Annotated in this window: 19 protein-coding genes and 2 pseudogenes; 11 read left to right on the forward strand and 10 right to left on the reverse strand. The window is 58.0% G+C overall.

The annotated features are described in order from the left end of the window. Positions 1–394 precede the first annotated feature (394 nt). The 3 genes and pseudogenes from EPK99_RS05055 to EPK99_RS25665 all read left to right on the forward strand — a co-directional run. Positions 395–784, forward strand: a complete 390-nt coding sequence (locus tag EPK99_RS05055; RefSeq protein ID WP_128441670.1) for a DUF4260 domain-containing protein — start codon at positions 395–397, stop codon at positions 782–784. Positions 785–993: 209 nt separating this feature from the next. Further along, positions 994–1,683, forward strand: a complete 690-nt coding sequence (locus tag EPK99_RS05060) for a haloacid dehalogenase type II (protein ID WP_245455672.1) — start codon at positions 994–996, stop codon at positions 1,681–1,683. A 153-nt stretch (positions 1,684–1,836) separates the two neighbouring features. Next, a pseudogene (locus EPK99_RS25665) lies at positions 1,837–1,998 on the forward strand (NUDIX domain-containing protein); the annotation flags it as partial. A gap of 351 nt (positions 1,999–2,349) precedes the next feature. Here the strand turns inward: EPK99_RS25665 and EPK99_RS05075 are convergent. From EPK99_RS05075 to EPK99_RS05105, 7 genes are all read right to left on the reverse strand, one after another. Further along, on the reverse strand, positions 2,350–3,150 hold the full coding sequence (locus EPK99_RS05075) for an SDR family NAD(P)-dependent oxidoreductase (RefSeq protein ID WP_128441675.1): 801 nt from the start codon (positions 3,148–3,150) through the stop codon (positions 2,350–2,352). 27 nt (positions 3,151–3,177) lie between these two features. Continuing rightward, the gene (locus EPK99_RS05080) at positions 3,178–4,017 is read right to left on the reverse strand and encodes a sulfurtransferase (RefSeq protein WP_164901698.1); all 840 of its coding nucleotides are present in this window, start codon (positions 4,015–4,017) and stop codon (positions 3,178–3,180) included. A gap of 36 nt (positions 4,018–4,053) precedes the next feature. Then, the gene (locus EPK99_RS05085) at positions 4,054–4,908 is read right to left on the reverse strand and encodes an ABC transporter permease (RefSeq protein WP_128441679.1); all 855 of its coding nucleotides are present in this window, start codon (positions 4,906–4,908) and stop codon (positions 4,054–4,056) included. A gap of 13 nt (positions 4,909–4,921) precedes the next feature. Next, positions 4,922–5,698: an ABC transporter ATP-binding protein gene (locus tag EPK99_RS05090; RefSeq protein WP_128441681.1), complete on the reverse strand. Its 777-nt coding sequence runs from the start codon at positions 5,696–5,698 to the stop codon at positions 4,922–4,924. A gap of 9 nt (positions 5,699–5,707) precedes the next feature. After that, on the reverse strand, positions 5,708–7,072 hold the full coding sequence (locus EPK99_RS05095; protein WP_128441683.1) for an NtaA/DmoA family FMN-dependent monooxygenase: 1,365 nt from the start codon (positions 7,070–7,072) through the stop codon (positions 5,708–5,710). 22 nt (positions 7,073–7,094) lie between these two features. After that, a complete protein-coding gene (locus tag EPK99_RS05100) occupies positions 7,095–8,093 on the reverse strand; it encodes an ABC transporter substrate-binding protein (RefSeq protein ID WP_128441685.1) in 999 nt (332 codons plus the stop codon). A 192-nt stretch (positions 8,094–8,285) separates the two neighbouring features. Continuing rightward, positions 8,286–9,188, reverse strand: a complete 903-nt coding sequence (locus EPK99_RS05105; protein WP_128441687.1) for a sulfurtransferase — start codon at positions 9,186–9,188, stop codon at positions 8,286–8,288. On the opposite strand from EPK99_RS05105, the gene EPK99_RS05110 reads away from it, so the two are divergent. Together EPK99_RS05110 and EPK99_RS05115 are read left to right on the forward strand one after the other, a co-directional pair. Next, positions 9,176–9,685: a hypothetical protein gene (locus EPK99_RS05110; RefSeq protein ID WP_164901699.1), complete on the forward strand. Its 510-nt coding sequence runs from the start codon at positions 9,176–9,178 to the stop codon at positions 9,683–9,685. The genes EPK99_RS05105 and EPK99_RS05110 overlap by 13 nt on opposite strands. 209 nt (positions 9,686–9,894) lie before the next feature. After that, a complete protein-coding gene (locus EPK99_RS05115) occupies positions 9,895–10,173 on the forward strand; it encodes a hypothetical protein (RefSeq protein WP_128441691.1) in 279 nt (92 codons plus the stop codon). Between the two features lie 472 nt (positions 10,174–10,645). Here EPK99_RS05115 and EPK99_RS05120 read toward each other — a convergent pair. Continuing rightward, positions 10,646–10,930 (reverse strand): annotated as a pseudogene (locus EPK99_RS05120) (chemotaxis protein CheW); the annotation flags it as partial. A 65-nt stretch (positions 10,931–10,995) separates the two neighbouring features. Further along, on the reverse strand, positions 10,996–11,562 hold the full coding sequence (locus EPK99_RS05125; RefSeq protein ID WP_164901700.1) for an MCP four helix bundle domain-containing protein: 567 nt from the start codon (positions 11,560–11,562) through the stop codon (positions 10,996–10,998). Positions 11,563–12,461: 899 nt separating this feature from the next. Here EPK99_RS05125 and EPK99_RS05130 point away from each other — a divergent pair. The 6 genes from EPK99_RS05130 (at position 12,462) to EPK99_RS05155 (ending at position 18,507) form a co-directional block, all read left to right on the forward strand. Next, positions 12,462–13,553, forward strand: a complete 1,092-nt coding sequence (locus EPK99_RS05130) for a Gfo/Idh/MocA family protein (RefSeq protein WP_164901701.1) — start codon at positions 12,462–12,464, stop codon at positions 13,551–13,553. Positions 13,554–13,752: 199 nt separating this feature from the next. Next, positions 13,753–14,715, forward strand: a complete 963-nt coding sequence (locus EPK99_RS05135; RefSeq protein ID WP_245455674.1) for an N-acetylglucosamine kinase — start codon at positions 13,753–13,755, stop codon at positions 14,713–14,715. A 32-nt stretch (positions 14,716–14,747) separates the two neighbouring features. Then, complete coding sequence (locus EPK99_RS05140) at positions 14,748–15,617, forward strand: amino acid ABC transporter permease (RefSeq protein ID WP_245455676.1); 870 nt, start codon at positions 14,748–14,750, stop codon at positions 15,615–15,617. Further along, complete coding sequence (locus tag EPK99_RS05145; RefSeq protein WP_281033442.1) at positions 15,617–16,402, forward strand: amino acid ABC transporter ATP-binding protein; 786 nt, start codon at positions 15,617–15,619, stop codon at positions 16,400–16,402. Before EPK99_RS05140 ends, EPK99_RS05145 begins: the two co-directional genes overlap by 1 nt. Before the next feature lie 73 nt (positions 16,403–16,475). Then, complete coding sequence (locus EPK99_RS05150; RefSeq protein WP_245455678.1) at positions 16,476–17,372, forward strand: ABC transporter substrate-binding protein; 897 nt, start codon at positions 16,476–16,478, stop codon at positions 17,370–17,372. 124 nt (positions 17,373–17,496) lie between these two features. After that, positions 17,497–18,507, forward strand: coding sequence for an SIS domain-containing protein (locus EPK99_RS05155; protein WP_128441697.1), 1,011 nt, complete (start codon positions 17,497–17,499; stop codon positions 18,505–18,507). A gap of 110 nt (positions 18,508–18,617) precedes the next feature. On the opposite strand, the gene EPK99_RS05160 is transcribed toward EPK99_RS05155, so the two are convergent. Next, positions 18,618–19,823: an ROK family transcriptional regulator gene (locus EPK99_RS05160; protein ID WP_245455681.1), complete on the reverse strand. Its 1,206-nt coding sequence runs from the start codon at positions 19,821–19,823 to the stop codon at positions 18,618–18,620. Positions 19,824–20,112: the final 289 nt, after the last annotated feature.

The raw sequence follows: 20,112 nt of genomic DNA on the forward strand, positions 1-20,112 counted from the left end.
GGCACGCGCGGGCGATCTGCGGCCGCAACTGCTCGGCGGCCTGCAGGCTTTTTTTATGGCTCAGCCCAAGCCGATGCAGAAGTCGGCTGGCCGTCGAGCGGACGACCAAGACGCCCCGCCCCGCCAGTTCGACGCACAATTCGTCCAGCGTCGCTATCGCGTCCCTCGACCGAATAGCAGGCATCATCCGCGATGCTCGCGCGACATTGATATTCGAGCACGACCGGCAATCGGTGAGCCTTTTGCCAGCGTTCCGGAGGCTGCCGCTTGAAAAATTTGCTCTTTACCGGGTCAGGCAAGAGCGGCATCCGGTAGCATCTTGACGCCAAGGTAAACCGTGAAGCATACAATCAGTGAGGTGCCTGGAGATTTTATACATCGGCGAGATAACGCAATGAACGGCTTTGTTACCGGGACACCCAGAACTCTGCTGCGCCTTGAGGGGCTTCTGGTCCTTGCCGGCGCGACCATCGTCTATTCCAGACTGGAAGCCGGCTGGTGGTTGTTCGGCATCCTATTTTTTGCACCGGACGTGTTCATGGTTGGTTATCTGCTCGGACGGAAGGCTGGGGCCGTGGTCTACAATTTTGGCCACTGTTATGCTCTTCCCCTCGCGGTGGCCGGCATAGGCGTTTTTTGGGCTATACCCCAGGCCACGGCGATCGGAGTGATCTGGGCAGCCCATATCGGTTTTGACCGCGCGTTGGGTTATGGGCTAAAATACGATGATGGCTTCAGCTCAAATCATTTGGGACAGGCCGGTCAGGGCCGCTCTGCGTCATGAACTCCGAGCCGCAGCTCTCCGGGATCGACGACATCAGGTTCGCAATATACGTCTAGGCGTGGAGCTGTCGCTTTGGACGTTCTGTTCCTCGTCCGTGAATGACGGCTTGGTGGAACGCGGTTGGCCAAGTTGCGAGTTGGGATTGCCCCGCGCAGTGCTTAATCACGATGCAAGATGTGAGCTATTCAATGCCCAATTCTGACGTCCCAATGTTTAAATTCGATCCCGCCCCCAAGGTCATCACCTTCGACTGCTATGGCACACTCGTTCAGTGGTATGAGGTGCTGCTGCGGGAGATAGGAGTTGTTCTCGTCGCGCAAGGCCGCGACGCGGCAGACGCTTCCGCAGTGCTCGACACGTTCTCGGAGAACTCACGCCGCCTTGAGGCCGAGCGACCCCACCGGCTTTACAAGGACATCTTGCGCACCGGATTTCGCGCGGCTTTGACGGAGCACAACCTTGATGCCGGCCAAGATGTCGTAGAACGGCTCGCAACCGCGATTCCCACCATGGGCCCGCATCCTGAGGTCCCCGATGCCCTGCGGCGGCTGCGCAAGCGTTACAAGCTCGCAATCTTCACGAACTCGGATGAAGACATTATAGTTCAGAACCTGGCGCACCTCGGCGTGCCCATCGACTACGTCATCACCGCCGAGCGGGCGCAGGCATATAAGCCGTCGCCGAAACTCTTCGAGCATGCTTACCAAACGATGGGAGTGACAAAGGACGAAACAGTTCATGTCGCAATGGGCATGTTCCTTGACATGAAAGCTTGTCACGAACTCGGAGTACGAGGCATTTGGGTGAACCGGCGAGGGCAACGCGGCAACCCGAACTGGCTGCCCTACGCGGAAGTCTCCGACTTGGATGAAGCCGCAGCATTACTCCTACCAACTTGAGACAGACTTGGCTGCGCTCAGGCCGTCAGCCGTTCGCCTATAGACCGCCTGCTTTTCGAGGCTCGGACAATTGAAATTTCAGTCGCTGAATTACTGATTTTTCGCCTATTGCCGCGGATCGCGGGCGGAAGGAATAAAAATGATCGAGAAAGCCTGATTTACGCCACCAATTCCCATCGGCTTTTGGTGTTTGACGAACCCGATTTTTCTGAAGTACCTTTACAAGTACCCGGAGGCTCCGTGGAAGAAGGGGAACCGGTGATCGACGCCGCCAGCCGTGAATTCGGCGAAGAGACTGGATTGTTTGATCGAACGGGGTTTCAGCTTCTAAAGCCTGTCGCCATTTTTACGATTCAATCTTCTCAAATCGGCTTATCCGTGATTCCCCTTCGCTGTGAAGGAAATCATCATGGGCAAGTCACATCCGATTGCGTTGCGTGAGCGTGTGGTATGGTTTGTTGAAGAAGGCCATGGCCATCGCGAGGCGGCTCGGCATTTTCGGGTTCTGTGATCGAGATCGCCGGGGACGCATTCGCCACGTTTGTCGCGCCGTACAACTGAACTGAATTGACGCACTTGGTGTGATCGCCGGGTGGATCAAGCCGATTTCAGGTGCCGCCAGCTGCTGAAGCGTGTCTTGTGAGGAATGATTTAGCAAGGCCAGCATTACGCACCCGCAGTCTTGCCACCATCGATGGGAATCACTGTGCCGGTGATATAGCTGGCCGCGTCGGAGGCTAGCAGCAGCGCCAGTCCTTTGATCTCTTGAGGCTGGCCGAGCCGGCCAAGTGGAACGGTCGCCGCCTCCCCTGCCTCGTTATCCGCGTTGAAAAAGCGGCCATTGTTGATGTTCGTCTTGAACGGACCCGGCGCAAGTCCGTTGACGTTGACGCCGTACGGCGCCAGCTCGAGAGCAAGTTCCTTGATCAGAAGAACGAGGGCTGATTTCGAGGCGGTATACGAGTAACCAATCGATGGGTTAGCCCTCAAGCCGGCAATCGAGGCGGTCACTACGATTTTACCCGAGCGCTGTTCCTTGAGCATCGGCACGACCTGCTTGAGCGTTCGGATGACCCCTGTCAGATTGATCTCGATAGTTTTTTGCCAGGCTTCGAGGTCGATATTCTCGAACAGCCCTGCTTCGTTCGCGCCTGTGGCCGGGCCATATCCGCCTGTCACACCAGCGTTTGCAAACACGATATCAACGCCGCCGAGGTCAGACACCGCAGAATGGATAACGCTTGCTATCACGTCCTCTGAGACGTCTCCGGAGTACGTGCGAACATGAAACCCCCTGCCCGCCAGCCTGTCCTTTTCCGCCGCCAGGCGCGCTTCGTCACGATCGATCACCGCGACGTCGGCTCCGTTCTCAAGCAGGCCTTCGGCGATCGCGCGCCCAAGTCCGCTCGCGCCGCCGGTCACGATCGCTTTCTTGCCTTCAACCGAAAAAATTTGCTGTATCGTCATGTCAAATCCTCAGATTATTTTGCAAAATCAAACTTCAACGGGGCGGTTTGGGTCGGATGTCCATTCCGACCAAGAGCCGGGATAGAGCGCGACATCCTTGCCGATTTGTGCGAGCGCCAGCGTGAACAGGGAAGACGCTATCCCCCCGCCGCAATAAGCCGCCAAGGGTCGGTCGATGTCGATATCGGCGTCTCGCAGCCGCTGCCTGAGTTGCTCTTCAGCGACGAACTTGCCGTCGGGATCAACCAGACGGTCGGCGGGGAAGCTTTTGGCCCCCGGAATGTGTCCCGTCCCCTCTCCGCTGAAGGCGGCGGCAGGACGCACATCGACCAGAGTCCCGTGTTGCGGGAAGGCAGCGACCTGCTCGACGTGGAGACTCACCAATTTGCCCGGTTTCAGTTCGATGTCTCCGGGCTGTACGATACCGATCTCGCCGCTCGCGCGCGGGTAACCTGCGGCTTTCCAGGCCGAAATCCCGCCTTCGAGAATCCGAACCTCGGCCACTCCTGCCCAGATGAGCGTCCACCAGGCCCGCGCTGCCGCTGCGCCGTTCGTGTCGTCATAGACAACGATTTGACTATCGCGGAATACGCCGAGCTTTCGAAGGTCGTCTTGCAGGTTGGACACGGCAGGCAACGGATTGGAGCCACGCCCCTGTTGCCGGGCAACAGGATCTGCTAATTCTGTCGGCAGATCAATGTAATGGGCCTCCGGCAGATGGTCTTGGAGGTAGCTCTCCCGGCGCCCGGGCTTCCCCGGCGTGAACCGGACATCGAGCAGGACAAGATTCGCAGCTTTGCCCAAAAGAGTAGAAAGATCCTCCGCGCTGATGGTGTTTGCGCGGCGCAGATAAGGGTTTGAGGTCATGATCTGTCTCATTGGATTGAGTTGGTAAGGACGCCTTCAATGCTGGCCGGATGAGAAGGTGCGCCAACGGGTCAATCGGTGCTCGATGACAAGGAAGATTGCGTTGAGAACGTAGCCGACGGCCGCGACGGTCAGGATGCCCGCGAACAGGGCGCGGATGTCGAGTACCTGTTGGGCCTGCAGAATGTAGTAACCGATGCCGCTGTTTCCGGCGAGCATCCCGGTTACCACGGCGATGACGAGTGTTACGCCGAGGGCCTGCCGCATGCCGACCAGAATATAAGGAAGAGCGGCTGGCAACCCGATTTCGAGTTGGGCCTGAAGCCAGGAGAGCTGAAAGGTCTGCGCTGTCTGCCTCATCGTCTTTGAAACACTACGTGCGCCTGCGAAAGTGTTGAGCAGGATTGGAAAGCTTGCGGCAAGCACGACGATCGTGATCTTGAAACTGTCTGCTATGCCCAGATAGAGTATGAGCAGCGGGAGCAGTGCCGAGATCGGTATTTGTCTAACAAGCTCGACGGATGGCTCCGCCGCCCCCCAGATCACCGTAACCCGGCCCATCAGGAAACCGAGAATGATCCCGACGACCGTCGCGACTACAAAGCCGATCGCCGTGATCCGCATCGTGTCCGCAAGGGCGACGATAAGATCGCCGTTGACGACCTGCTCGACCCAGGTCCTGTAAATGTCGCTAAGGGCCGGAAGCTGCGGCATAGGGTAGATCGACGCAACGATCTGCCACACCGCCAACAGGACGAGAACGATTGTCCAGCCAAAAGCGCGGCTGGAAAAGAACGTTCTGGCAAATCCCGACGCGGAGTCAGACAGGAAATCCGATCGCTGCTTTTTCACTGGCGAAACCGCTTCTGAAAATACGTCAGATGATGACATTGTGTGATCCGTTTCAGTGCGCGGAAAGGACGCGCCCGAGAAGCTCTCGGCGCATTTCCAGGAAGGCCGGTTCCGAGCGTGTTTCGATCTGGTTTCGCGGCCTTGCAAGATCAACGTCGACGTCAAGCTGGATCCCGCCCCCGTTCGGAGCAAGAATAACGACCCTGTCGGAGAGATAGAGAGCTTCGTCGATGTCGTGCGTGACGAATACGATCGTCAGCCTGTGAGCTTCCCAAACCTTCAGAAGAAGATCCTGAAGGTTCGCGCGGCTCAATGCATCGACCGCCGAGAACGGCTCGTCCAGCAGAAGCACCTTCGGATTGGCCGCGAGCGCCCGCGCGATCGCCACACGTTGCTGCATGCCGCCGGAAAGTTCGGCCGGATATCGCTCCGTGATGCCCGACAGGCCGACTTCTTCGAGCTTTTTTTCGACCAGGCTGCTGATGTCAACGTCTCGGGGTGGCGCGCCGTGACAATGCCGCAGCCCGAAACGGATGTTTCCGCCCACCGTTTTCCATGGAAGCAGCGATTCGCTGTAGTTCTGGAAGAGGTAGCGAACGCTGGCAGGCGGGCGGACAATCTTTTCATTGCCGATCGACGCACCCCCCGAAGACGGAGTCTCAAGACCTGCCAGCAGCCGGAGCAAGGTCGACTTTCCACATCCGGAGCGACCGACGACCGAGACGAAAGCGCCCTCGGCAATCGAAAGAGTGACCGGCTTCAGCCCTGTCACGTCGTCGCCTCGCGCACTGCGATAGGTCTTGCTCACTGCCGAAACCGCAATCGTCATGCTTGTTCCTCACTCGGCCGCAAGGCGGCTGGCGCCTTCGGTAAATCTGTTGGCCGGACGTTCGATGCCGAGATGGCCGCGAAGCGTCGAGGCCTCGTATGACGTCTTGTAGATCCCAAGTCGCTGAAGTTCCGGAACGACAAGGTCGACGAACGCATCGAGCGGGGTTCGGGCGTAAGGCGGAAAGAGCTTCACACCGTCGAGCGCGCGTGCCTCGAAATTCTCGGCAATCCAGTTCGCCACCGTCTTCCCGCTGCCGACGACCGGCGGCTGGTTGAGGTGCCCCTTATTGGCGATGTAACGGAAGAGATCACGGAACGTGACCTGTTCGTCGCCGAAAGCCGCCAGCGCCGTTCGAAGCCACTGGTGCTTCTCGAAATCCGAAGTATCGAGCACATCGACGATCTTTTCGTGCCCGTCGATGCCTGAAACGTCTCTGCCAACGAGTGCGGAGACCTGGGCGGGTGCGTATTGCGAGACCACGAGGTCCTGGACTTCACGAAACTTCCGATGTGCTTCCACGTCGGTGCCTGCGACAAAGAACGTGATCCCCGGGATAATGAAGAATGAATCAGGATCGCGTCCGAACGGCTCAAGATAGCTTTTCACCTTCCTGTAGTATTCGATGTTCCACTCTGTCGAGACAAACGGACTAAACCGGATATCGGCGAACTCGCCGCCATACTGGAAGGATGCCTCGGAGCCGCCTGCGTGGATGATGGGGATTTGGCCCTGCGGCGGACGAGGAAGGTTGAGAGGACCCCGAACGGAAAAATGGTCGCCCTTGAAATCGATCGCGTGTGCTTTCGACGTATCGATGAACCGACCGGCGGCGCGGTCATCAAGGAAATATCCGTCTTCCCAGCTATCGCTCAGACCGTTGATGACCGAAATGAATTCGCGCGCCTTCCTGTATTTTTCGTCTCCGGTGATATGTTTCACTTGGCCATAATTCTGTGCAGGGGCATCCACACCCTCAAGCCCCGTGACGATGTTCAGCCCTGCCCTCCCGTTGCTCAGATGGTCGAGAGAAACGATGGCGCGCGCTGTGTCGAATGGGTCCTGATAGGAACTGTTGACCGTGACGACGAGACCGACGTTCCGGGTAATGGCCGCGACATAGGACGCGACCGTGAACCCTTCCAGTTTAAAGACGTCGTTGTGCCAGAACCCCTGCGCGTCCGGGGTACTCGAAATGGCATTGCCCATGAAATAATAGTCGAAAAGCCCTCTCTCTACCGCACGGGCCGTGTCGGCGAGATAGACGGGATCGACGGTCCCGTTATTGAAGGCCTCGGGCAGACGCCAGGCACTTGCGTGCCTGGCGGTCGGCCATGCGGAATAGGCGAGCTTCAACAGGCGCTTCTTAGTCATGACAAATCTCCGGGTATTGCGATCAGTTCTTCGCCGTCGCGAAGATGTGCTTGTTCAGATCGACGTCGCCAGGGACTTTGGCGTATTGCGTGCCGACCGCGACCCATTGGCGGAGATTGTCGAGGTCCACCGGCTTACCGAACCCGAAATACTCGGTGGCAGCATCGAAGACGCCGGGCGTTTCCTTTTCCAGCTCGGGCAGATCGATCTTGGTCTGCGTCTTGATGTATTCGGACTGCTTTTCCTTGGGCAGGCTTGCATACCATGCAACCGTCTCGCGCAATGCCGCCGTGAAACGCTTGGCCGAGTCCTCATTTTTTTCATACCAGGCGGTGGTCGCCCACCATCCGGCGATCGGAGATTGGTCGGCGATCTTCAAGTCGCGTGTACTGGTCTCGCCTACGCTGCGGAAGCCGAATTGGGCGATCCATTTGTAGGCATTGACCGCCGAGGATGTGAAGACTGCATCGGCCTGATCGCTCTGTAGCACCGCTCCGAACGTGGTCTGGTCCGGCACGATCGTGAATTTTACCAAGGCAGGATCCCCGCCCTGCGCCTTGACAAGCGAGGAAGCAATCACCTTGAACTGTGGCGGCGCGCCAAGTGCAATGTTCTTTCCTTCGAGATCCTTGACCGTCCTGATCGGGCTGTCCGGCTTTACCAAGATGAACTGGTAGGGGCTCAATCCGTTGTGAGGCGCAACGAAACCGATGTCGAAGCCGTTTTTGATCGACGACAGGCCTGCGAAAATATCGGCGTAAGCGATATCTGCGGATCCGTTCACAGCAGCTGTGATGTTGTTGGTGCCGGTTGCCAGTTCACTGATCTCGAGTTTTATTCCATGTTTCTCAAAAATTCCCTCGGCGATTCCCGCCCTGAAATCCTGAGGCATCACTGAAGCCGAAACTGCGGAGATCTTCAGAGTTACGAACTTGTCATCCGCGTCAGCGATATGCGCCGAGAAGGCTACGACAAACGAAGCAATGGTGGCAGTAACGGTTGACCGCAAAGTGAACAGCATTTGACATCCCTATCCAGAAACTCGGTTGCCGGGATGATGTATATTTTAATTAGAATTGTAAAAATCAAAATTCATGGATTTTATAGAGTTCTAAGAAAATCTAACTATCTCTTTGCCGATACTGAGATTTTGTCCTGGATGCGGAGGTCGGGGGCGAAGACGGAACATAAAGAACTGTCTCGAACTAAAATTTTATTTTGAATTTGTTATGTCCACTGAGCCGAGACCCGTTTCCATCTGAAGGTTCGGGTCGGCCAACCATTCGTTCAGCGAACCGTCGTACTCTACAGTGTTTTCGTAACCGATCACGTCCAGTGCCAGCGCGCCGTATGTGGAGGCGACACCTCCCCCACAGTAGGTGACAATCCGCTCACCCCGAAGCGGTGTCACCGAGCGAAACACATCTTCAAGCCGTTCGCGCGGAAGCATCGTGTTCTCATGCGTGTCGATAAGCTTCGTGAACGGTAGGTTCACGCTTGCGGGAATATGTCCGGCACGCGCTCTCACCGAGATTTTCCCGGAAAAATCGTCCGGTTGCAGGAGGCAAATGAGCTGCCCGTCGATTTGTCCGGATGAGATCGCCACCACTTCGGCCTTCTCGGCACGGGGTTTTTGCGCGTTGGCGATACGGTAAGTAGTCTTTTCGTAAACCACGAGATCCATCTCCAATTCGCCGCCAAGCGCCTTGTATCGTTTCAGCCCGCCATCCAGCACGCTCACATTGGAATGACCCAGTGTGCGGAACACCCACCACAAACGCGCAGCCCATTGTCCCGCCAGGCCGTCGTACACGACCACATGACTGCCGGGCTCGATCCCGAGCCTGCCCGCCGCACTTTCGAACTGGTCAGGATCGGGCCGCATGAACGGGAAGGGAGACGTCGGGTCGGAAAATTCCGTAAAGAGGTCTGCGAACCGGGCTCCTGGGATATGACCCGCGCCCCGAAACTGGTCGACACCCGAGCGGAACTCGCCGCGCGCTGCACCGGAGGGCGCCGGATCAAGGTAGACGCTGGCATCGAGGATAACCACGTCCGGTCCATCGAGCCGGGGCACCAGCCACTCGACCGGGACCAGGGGAGATGTCCGCTTCACGATTGGCGCTCTTTCCTGCTATGCTGGGACACTTTACCCGCCGACGTTTCAGAGTTAGAACTCTAACTAGAAAACCGGCGGAACTTCAAGCCTCGCCAAGCGCGGTTCAGCCGGAACGATCAGTACTTGCCACAAGGCCCATGTCGGGGATTCGTATTTCGTTGAACAAGCGGTATTCGGACGAGCTGCGCGAACGAGCGGTGGCACTGGTAGATGAGCGGCGCATCCGAAATCCCCGTGACCGGACGATTTTCCGGGTAATTGCTGATGAGCTCGCCGTCGGTGAACAGTCACTTCGGCTATGGGTCAAACAGTTCGATAAAGCTCGTGTCGGTGCTTCGGAAAAAAAGAGAAAACTGCATACTCATAGTGATCAGCCTCCAGAACATGTCGAGGCGGAACTCGAAATCCTGAGAAAGAAAATAGAAAAACTACAAGCGGAGAACGATGTGTTGAAACGAGCTTTTGTCGTTTTCTCTTCGGAATGGTCGGAGTAGCTGCTCGAACAGATAATTCGGCCGAGGTTCGACGATCTGTTGAGATTACCTGCTTGATCCAAACTAGGGCGTCGATTGGTGTGATACTGCGGGGCGCGCCTGGGCGACGGCACAACCAATCCGGACTGGTCGGCTTAGTACTGATTCTGCGCTATTCCACATCAAGTCCGAAAAACGAAAACCGCCCGCTTGATCTGCCTGGACAGGCAGTGGCCATCATTGCGCTGGCATCGCTGGCAACAGCGCTGCCAGACGCGGCGCATCTGGGCTGGACACATCCACAGGTTCTCGTCGTTCTTCTTGTGACCGCCGTTTCCGCAATCGGCTTCATCCTGATCGAGGCAAAAAGCCGTGCACCGATGCTCGCTTTCATGCATGGCATGCATCTCTCACTGATCGTCGCTGTGGTGCTGCTGTTTCTGGGCGCGGCGCTCTCGTTCTTCTGTCTCAGACAGGAAGACAACACTCTCGTGAGTACCGGAAAATAGACGTCAAGCCGCGAGATGCTTTTGCGTTTCGGGCGTCTGGCCTCTTGATCAAAATCGCGAAGCGCTAAAGGTAAAGCAGATTACACGCGAAATATACGAAACGAAGATCGATCGGTGGATCAAATTATGGATCGAGCTCGCAATCGTCGGCTGGGATCAATAATTGTGGCAAGCAGACTTTCCACACGGTCTGTCCGATTAAAGTTTGAATTTTGCGTCCGGGTTTTGCGCCGTCTGAGAATGAGGACTTTTGCGACGGAATCCATGCCCTCACAGCCGTGAGCATTGTAGGCCGATCTATATGTGATAATGTCCTGTATCACTCATAAGTAGTGCGCTTCGGTGGTCCTGCAAAGGGCGGCATGTGTCTGCCGCGCCTCATGCACTCTTGATTGGAAACATGTCTTCTTGCGTTCTAGCTCGTACGGTTCACCGGATGATCCCCAGCATATCCTTGGGATGCACGCCATGACTATGCCGCGACCATCTGCATTGCCGCCACCTTCTCGAACATGTGTTCGAGGTTGAGGAAGCAGATCATTCCATCTGGTTGGGCGATGATGCCTTCGGCATAGCGCATGCCTGATGAGATGCTGATTTCCGGGACCGGCTGAAGCAAGCTTTCGGAGATCGTCAGGATGTCCGAGACACGATCGACGACCAGCCCCATAGCCATGCCATGAACCTCCGCCACGACGATGGCGCTACGTTCGTTCGGCTTGGTGCTAGGCATGCCCAGCTTGTTGGCGAGATCGATACCCGAAAGCGCGAACCAGATGGAGCAGGCGATAGCTGCCAGGCAGGTTCCGATCGTGACGAATGTCAGCACCAGCGATGTGTTATAGACCTGCTGGCTTCCCGCGAAAGCCTCTTCCGCTCCCTTCTTGTTTGTCTCGACAAGTTGCGCTGCCGCTGCAGAAATTCTGTCTCCGATTGGTGATGTCTCAGTATAAGCGCTGTGATCGCCTTTTCATCTTGCCCTTGACGTGAAAAATCAAGCAACCGGGCTCCAGACGCGGCGTATGCCTGCAAGTCCGCGCGGATTCCGTCGGTAATTTTGGCATCCTGGTTCGTCGTATCCAAGCTCTCATAGGCGGCAATGGTGCTCTGAAGTGCATTGTTTACATCGCTGATGCGTGTTTCGGCTTTGGACCGTCCGGCATCATCAGTTGCCAATATATGGTCGCGATATGCGACTCGAAGCTGCCAGACGTTGACAGCAATCGTTTGCGCGCTCCCGGTGCTGGGCATCCAGGCCGTTGCCAGATCCCCCACATAACTATTTGTTTTCTGTAGGCATATCACCGAATAGGCCGCAAAGCCTGAAAACATAATGCCCATCAGCATGAACGCTCCGGCAAGAGCATTTTTGATTTTCGGACGTTTCATGACGAGCTCCGAGCAGAACGACGCTGCTGCAATTGACACAACGGCCGGAAGCAAAATCATTCTGCCGGAGGCAATGAAAAGGCGAATTCAACTTTGCCGATGATGCGTGAGACGACGATCTAACGTGCCGCCAGTCGTGGATGCGCGTTTCCAATCGTTCGGTGACATATTTCATGCGATCGCGCGATGCTCTGCGGCTATGAGGATGTCGTTCGCGCAACATGCATTTTCAGACGCAGTCGAGACGTAGACAGATCTGCATCAAACCGCCGAAACGGAATAATCACTGATATGACGGCTTTCTTTGAAGAAATTCAAATAGATTCTTGTTCTCGTTCAAGGAACGTCTTTTATTTCTGGAACTTAAGTTCAGATCATCCCATCTGTTATAGTTGCCGCGAACATCATCGATTTCATATAATGAATATAAGATAAGATAATTACACAATCATTAACTAGAGTTCTATTTGCTAAAAATTCTATGTAATCGAAAGCGCGTTGGGCACAAAGAAGTGCTGCCCATACTTAGCCTCTTCACCGGGAAGAGGCCGGGGCGTCCTTCATAGCCTGCGGCAGCTGCTGAAAGAAGGCCCTCTCCGATCGAGGCCCATCGTGCGTATCAGTTTTCCGTGTCCCGTGGTCAGCCCGAGAGGTTAACTCCAAAACCGGCTCAGTTCCGCGTGGAAACCAACATTTATCGTGAGTTTTAATTCAATTGCTATTCCGCCCCGCCTTATCGAACGCCCGGACAAAAGAGCAGTAACACCACAATTGACCGTTCCACGCGTTCTATCATGTTTCAAATCTCCTATAATTAGTTTAGTAGCTTTCCAAACTAAAGCGGAGAAGTCAGCCTCTGCGGCTCGGCACCCCCAATCAAGATGACAAAGGCAGTGGACATGAAAATCGGTGTTATTGGAACAGGATTTGCGCGCAAAGCCCATCTGCCAGCTCTGCGAACGGTGAAGAACGCTGACGTAGTGGCAGTGGCGAGCGCTCGCTTGGAAAACGCACAATTGACGGCGGCGGAGTTCGGTATCCCCCATGCCTATGGCGACTGGCGGACGATGCTGGAGGCGCACGATCTGGATCTCGTCTGCGTCTCAACACCTGTGTCCACACACTTTTCGATCGTGAACGCTGCGCTGGCGGCCGGCGCCCATGTTCTGTGCGACACGCCAGCTGCCATGGATGCAGTTCAGGCGCGCACCATGTCGGATCATGCACGCAGCGCCAGCCGCCAGCTGCTGATAAACCACGAGCTCCGATACGATCCGAACCGGCTGAAAATCCGGCAGCTGATCCTTTCCGGGGCCATCGGCACGCTGCGTCACATTCGGATCCAGAATGTGACCTCCGGCTGGAGCGATCCCGCCGGCCGTTCTTCCGACGATTGGTGGTCGTTCTCCGACAAGGGCGGCGGCCGCCTTCTGGCGAATGCGCCGCACCAGATCGACCTGCTGCGCTGGTGGGGCAGCGAAGTGACGGCCGTTTCCGGGCGCCTTCACACGGTCGTCAGGGATCGCCGCGATCGTAACAGCGGACAGGCATGGACCGCGACCGCCGACGATTTCTGCGAGATTGCTCTCGATCTCCACAACGGCGCAACCGCCTCTATCTCTCTGTTTTCCGTCTCGCACAATGAGCTCGGCAACCATGTCCAGATCTTCGGCTCGGCCGGGACCCTGATCCTCGATGAGCACGAACGATTGAGGCTTTCACAGGACGGGCAGGATTTCGCCGACATCACCGCACCCCTTGCTGACGTGCATAGGCACGACGCGGCAAGCTCGATCTGGAGCCGTGGCGTCATGGCGCTCCTGCCCGATGTCGTCGCGCATCTGGCCGCCGGCCGGCCCTTGCCCGAGGGAGTAGCGTTTCAAAGCGCCATCGAAAATCAGGTCGTGCTCGACGCGGTTCGCCAATCATCCGACGACCGTCGCTGGATAGAACTGGGGACCGGCACCGAAAGGGAAGACTCTATTTCCTGACATCGCATTCCGGCAAAATGCGGCCGCCCGAAAGCCCCGCGTGGCTCGATCTGGCGCGCCGCCGTAAGCCTTGCGACGAGCAGGTTTGTGTGCCCCGGCCTCATCGGAGGTTTTTTCGGGATTGGCGAAATAAGCAGTTGTCAACGTCATATTGGTTAGTTAAGTTTCCTAATAATATTTACGAAATGGAATGACCAGCATGGAACTGCATATCGGTGTGGATGTCGGCGGAACGAAGACGCACCTTCTGGGCGTTGCGGACGGCATCGTGCGCTTCGACGTCACGCTTGCCACCAGCGCGTGGCGCGCCCGTATCGATGCGGACGCGGACGCAGCGGCTCTCGTCGCTGAAATTCTCCGCCAGACGGCGGGTGCGGCTCCGGCAATCCTGGTCGTCGGCTCGCATGGCTGCGACAGCGACGCGGAGTGCATGGCGCTGCAGCAACGCCTGGCGGCGATTCTTCCCTCCGTCATCCTTGTGCTCAACGATTCCGAACTGCTGCTGCCGGCCGCCGGAAGGCAAGACGGTATCTGCGTCATCTCTGGCACCGGCTCCATCGCCGTCTCGCGCGACAAAGCCGGTGCGATGATGACATCAGGAGGGTGGGGCTGGTTTCTCGGCGACGAGGGCAGCGCTAGCGGCATCGTCCGCGACGCCGCGCGTGCCATTCGTGGATCCCTGGATCGTGGTGAGGCGCTGGACAGGCTCGGCCAGTCCCTGCTGGCCGCCATCGGCATCTCCAACCCCGCCGAAATCAGCCATAGCCTCGTCGAAGAAGGAAGCGCGGCCAGGATCGGCCGGTTTTCCCCGCTGGTCTTCGATGCCGCCGATGCGGGCTCCGCCATCGCGCAAACCGTCATCGACGAGAGTGGCCGGGCTCTGGCGGAAACGGTGCTGCGCCTCATTGAGCGCGGTGCGCAGGGCAACATCGTAGTGGCGGGCGGCGGTGTCATAACCCGGCAGCCCCGGCTGATGCGCGCCTTCAGCACCACTCTTTCTTCCATGGCACCCGGCTGGGGCATCGTCCTTTTGCGCGAACCGCCCGTCACCGGCGCCATCGTTCTTGCCGGAAGAATTGCGCGCGGGGAAGCGATCGGCCGTCTGCCGCAGCCGCATGCGGACGGCAAACCGCAAAAAGAGCGTCAACGGAGAGCGATATGATGCCGGCATTCGCGATGCAAGGAGAGGCAGACATGGCGCAGGAGATGAAAATCGTTCCGGCGAGGCACTGGGGGCAATGGCTTGTCGCCGTGATACTGACCGCCGCCGTCGGGTTTCTCGGCACTATGGTGCTCAGTAGCCCCAATGTCGCCTGGTCCTCGATTCCGCTCTATCTTTTCGATGGAACAATTCTGGAAGGCATCAAGCTGACCATCCTGTTCACCGTGCTTTCGATGGTGATCAGCGTCATTGCCGGGGCCGTGCTGGCGATGATGCGGCTCTCTTCGAACCCCGTCATCAACGGATTTGCCTGCCTCTATGTCTGGTTCTTCCGCGGCACACCGCTCCTGGTGCAGATCATCTTCTGGTTCAATATCCAGCTCTTCATACCGAGCATCGACATCGGTCCGCTGCATGTGGAAACCAACGCGATCATCACGGCCTTTGTCGCCGCCCTACTCGCGCTCAGCCTGGATGAAGCAGCCTATATGGCGGAAATCATGCGCGGCGGCCTGCTGGCCGTCGATGACGGGCAAAGGGAAGCGGCGGTCGCGCTCGGCTACACGCCCTCGCAGACGATGCTGCGCATCATATTCCCCCAGGCGCTGCGGGTTATTATTCCGCCGATCGGGAACCAGACAATCTCGATGCTGAAGACCACCTCTCTCGTCTCCGTCGTGGCCGCACAGGACCTTCTCACACGGGCCCAGAACATCTACGCGAAGAACTTCCTCATCATCGAACTGCTGATCGTCGCCAGTATTTGGTACCTGGTGATGACCACGGTTGCCTCCATTCTTCAATATCTGATCGAACGTCGCCTCGGCCGCGCCACCAACGAAGCGCCAGTGATCTGGCGGACGGTGCAGCGGCTGTTGCGGGCCGAAGGGAGCAAAGGCTGATGCAGCACACATCGACACACTCGGAAAACCCCATGGTCGAGGCCATCGGCGTCAGGAAATCTTTCGGTCTGCTGGAGGTCCTGAAAGGCATCAACCTGACTATCCACAGGGGAGAGGTCGTCTGCCTTCTAGGTCCCTCCGGCAGCGGCAAATCGACCTTCCTGCGCTGCGTCAATCATCTTGAGCGCATGTCGGCCGGGCGGATCGCCGTTGAAGGGAAGCTGATCGGCTATCACGAGCGCAACGGCAGGCTTCACGAGATGAACAGCAGGGAGCTGGCCAGCCAGCGCCGCGATATCGGCATGGTCTTCCAGCGCTTCAATCTCTTTGCCCACCAGGATGTCCTGACCAACATAACCCAGGCGCCGATGCTGATCCGCGGCGAGACGCGAGAAACCGCGGTCGCACGAGCGCGCGATCTCTTGCGGCTGGTGGAACTCGAAGGACGCGAGGGCGCCTATCCCTTGCAGCTTTCAGGTGGGCAGCAGCAGCGGGTCGCCATCGCTCGGGCGCTGGCGATGCGCCCCAAGCTGATGCTGTTCGACGAGCCGACATCCGCGCTCGACCCCGAATTGGTCGGCGAGGTGCTGGCAGTGATGCGTAAACTCGCCTCCGAAGGCATGACCATGCTCGTCGTCACGCACGAACTCGCCTTCGCACGCGAAGTCGCGGACCGTGTGATCTTCATGGATCAGGGCGTTGTCGTCGAGGAAGGTCCGGCCCGGGAGGTGATCGACACGCCTAAACACGAGCGGACCAAAGCTTTTCTCAGGCGCATGCACTGACCGGACCCGGCCGGCCGCATTCTTCCAAAAGCCGCACGTCTTCCACGTGCACAACAAAAGGGGAATAAACAATATGAGAAAGAAACTCCTGCAAATGTCTCTTGCCGCTGCTGCCATGATCGCCGTGGGAGCGTCGTCAGGCATGGCCGCGGAACTGGACAAATCGCTTCACGACATGCTGCCCGACGACATCAAGACATCGGGTGAGGTCAAGGTCGGCACCGAACCGCAGGCGCCACCCTATGATTATTACGCCAATGACAACACCACCATCATCGGCCTCGAACAGGATCTGATCGCCGAGATGTCGGCGCGCCTCGGTATCAAGTTCACGGTATTGCCGTCGCAGTTCGCCAGCATCATTCCCGGCATTCAGGCCGGCCGCTTCGACATCGGCATGTCCGCCATGGGCGATTTCGTCGAACGGCAGAAGATCGTCGACATCATCGACTATACGCTCGAAGGCACGAGCATCGTCGTGCTCGAAGGAAACCCGCACAACATCGCCAAACTTAAGGATGCCTGCGGCCTGCGCGCCGGTGCCGTTCAGGGCTCCATCCCGCTTGAGTTGCTCGACAAGCAAAAGACCCTTTGCCCGGCCGACAAGCCGCTCGAGGTCATGCAGTTTCCGTCCAACGACCAGATCAAGATCGCGCTGCGCAGCGGTCGCGTCGACCTGTCCATGGACACGACCGGGGTTGCAGCCTTCAGCTTCGCCAATCAGCCGGCAAGCGACAAGAAACTCGCCCTGGTTGAGGGCGTGAAATATGCCGCCGGTTACCAGGGCATCATGGTTGGCAAGAAGGACACGCACCTGCGCGACGCAATCGTGGCGACGCTGCAGAAAATGATAGACGACGGCAGCTACGCCAGGATTTTCGACAAGTACAAGCTTGGCGAGAACATGATCAAGACGATCACGGTCAACGACGGCGCCCGGTTCGCCGACTATCTGAAACTCGACGAGTAACAGAACCGCTGGCTGCGTCCCGCAACGGGCGCAGCCGTATTTCCCACCCAGGCATGCCGCCGGGAAGGAACGACCGAGCACCCCTTCCCGCGACATGCAGACACCGCGACATGGAATCCAAGATATGAGCGACGACATAACCTACCGCCAGGCCATCGCCTTGCAGCCGACTTCCCTCGAGGCGAGCCTTTCGGCCGTTTCGGCCGCACTGGAAACGCTGGACGTCGAACCGTTGAAAAAGGGCACGACCGTCATCGTCGGGATCGGGGCCAGCCTCTATGCTGCCAATGTCGGCGCCGCGCAGATGCGTTCACAGGGCATCCGCGCATTTGCGCTTCCCGGCACCGATCTTTATGACGCGTCAATCGATGCCGCCGATGCCTATATCGCCCTGTCGGCCTCCGGCCGCAGCGTCGAGCCCGCCCGCGCCGTGGAACTGCGGCCCGACGCACCGACCTATGGCATTGCAAAGGCCGTGGAAACGCCGCTGTCCAAAGTTGTTCGCTACACGCTCGCCACCCAAAGCGGAGCCGACAGCGGACCGAACACGACCAGCTATCTCGGTTCCCTGCTGACCATGGGGCTCCTGGCCGACAAGGTGGGCAGCGCTTCCGGCACCGATTGGCAGGCCCTTCCGGCCGCCGCTGCTACCGTCCTTGCCGCGGTGGCCGGCCAGGTGGAAAAGGCTGCGAAGCTGTTTTATGGTCGCAAGGCGATCGATTGCGTGGGCTCGTCCTGTGCCTATGGCACGGCCGGTTATACCGCGCTGCTGATCCGCGAGGCCGTCCGCGTTGCGGCGCAGGATTGGGATACGCTGAATTTCCTGCATGGCCCGATGGAGCCGAACGATAGCGAAACGGGCGTCATTCTCTTCGGAAACGGCCGTGAAGTCTCACTCGCGCAGACGCTTGCCGGCTTCGGCATTCCAGCTCTGCTGATCACCGATCGCACCGACATTTCCGATGCCGAAAATCTCGTGGTCGTTCATGTCCCGGCATTTTCCGCCGGTCTCGGCGATGCCATACTGCAGGCCATTCCGGCGCAATTGCTGGTCGCCAGCCTATCGGAAGCAGCCGGCCTTCCCGTCTGCGAGTTCCGCTACCGGCAGACGGATACCAAGCTGACACCGGCATAACGGAACGGAGCGGACGAGCAGTCTGCTCCAGATCGACGACCGAACCCAAGGCAGCCGATGCACTCCATCGGCTGCCTGTTCTGCAACCGGTCATCCGAATGGCCGGTATGTTACGTCCTGATGCCGTTCTCGGACCAACCGGCATCGTAGACGAAAACGGCGCCACTATCCTCCCCGAGCAGGCCACCGACGGCAAAGTCAATCGCCAGCCGCACTGCGCCGAGAACGGTCGCCTTGCGGGGCAGATGGCTAACGGCAATCTCGACCGGCCAGCACAATTCCTCCACCACCTTTTCGACACCCTTGATCAAGATCGTATTCTGCCCGACACCACCGCCGAGCACGACGAGTTGGGGGTCGAGCACGCTGACGCATGTCGCCACCAGGCGTCCGACGTCGTCGGCATGCCTGTCGATACAGGCCCTGGCAAATTGCGATGTTTCCGCGCGGGCAAACAGCTCGGCGGCCGTCTCCGGCGGCGCTCCATCTCGCATCGGCCAGCCGCTGCGGCAGCGTTCGATCAGTTCGACGGAACCAAGATAGGTTTCCAGCCCCTGAAACACCGGCCTTTCCGTTTGCGACCACGGAAAAGCCATATGGCTGATTTCGCCGGCCCCGCCGCGAAAGCCGCGAAACAGCTTGCCGTCGACGACGATGCCGAGGCCAATCTTCACGCCGATCTGGAGATAAATGGCGAAAGAATGATCCTTGGCGGCACCTTCGTGATATTCTGCAAGTGCGGCGCAGTTGACGTTGTTTTCCAGCAGGATCGGAACCGCGTAGGCGCGGTATAGATCGGCCAGCATCTCAAGCAGGCTCTCCTTTTCGCCCAGCCGCTCCATCGATCTGGATACGATGTTGGGCAGGGCGATAGTAATCGCCCGCAAGGGACCAAGGTTCTGGCATTGGGCAATGACGACTTCGACAGCCTGCCTTACCATAGCGAAACGGGAACGATCGGAATTCGTACTTCGATCGTCGAGAGAGGTTTCGGTTTCGAAGATACGCTGTCCGTCGAGCCCGGAGGCAACCGCATTAATCTGTGTCGTGCCACAGTCAAGCCCGATCACGAAGCCCGAGCGCGGCCCAAGGCCGTAGGTCACGGCGCTACGACCTAAGGCGCCTTTCGAAACACCGTGCGAGGCTACCAGCCCCTGTGCTTCAAGCTCTCCCACAGCAGCCGACATGGTTGGTTTTGAAAAGGCCAGAGCCGAGCTCAATTGAGGGCGGGTTACGGGACCGCTATTCACGATCATCTTCAGGACAGCACGGGCGCTATCGGTGAGCAAGGGAAGGGTCTCGGCTGTCTGCAGCAAGGAGTTTTTCAATTCAGGACTTTTCGTGATTGATGCGGATAACCCGACAGATATAGCCACAGCACCGCAAACTCAAAGCGAGTATACGAATTTGGAAGGATACTTTACGATTTTTGTAATGCTATACCAAGGATCTCGATTACCGCCTCCAAATGCACTGCCGGGCGGCGGCTGGCGAACCTGCGGGTCGCTTGGCGAGAGCGAGACACGGCATTCTCGAGCTGGAGCGAGATCGGGTCCATCGAACTCAGGTTTCTGCGTTCTGCATGCAGGCGGGGTTGGCTGGCCA

The sequence above is a fragment of the Neorhizobium lilium genome (assembly GCF_004053875.1).
GTDB lineage: Bacteria > Pseudomonadota > Alphaproteobacteria > Rhizobiales > Rhizobiaceae > Neorhizobium > Neorhizobium lilii.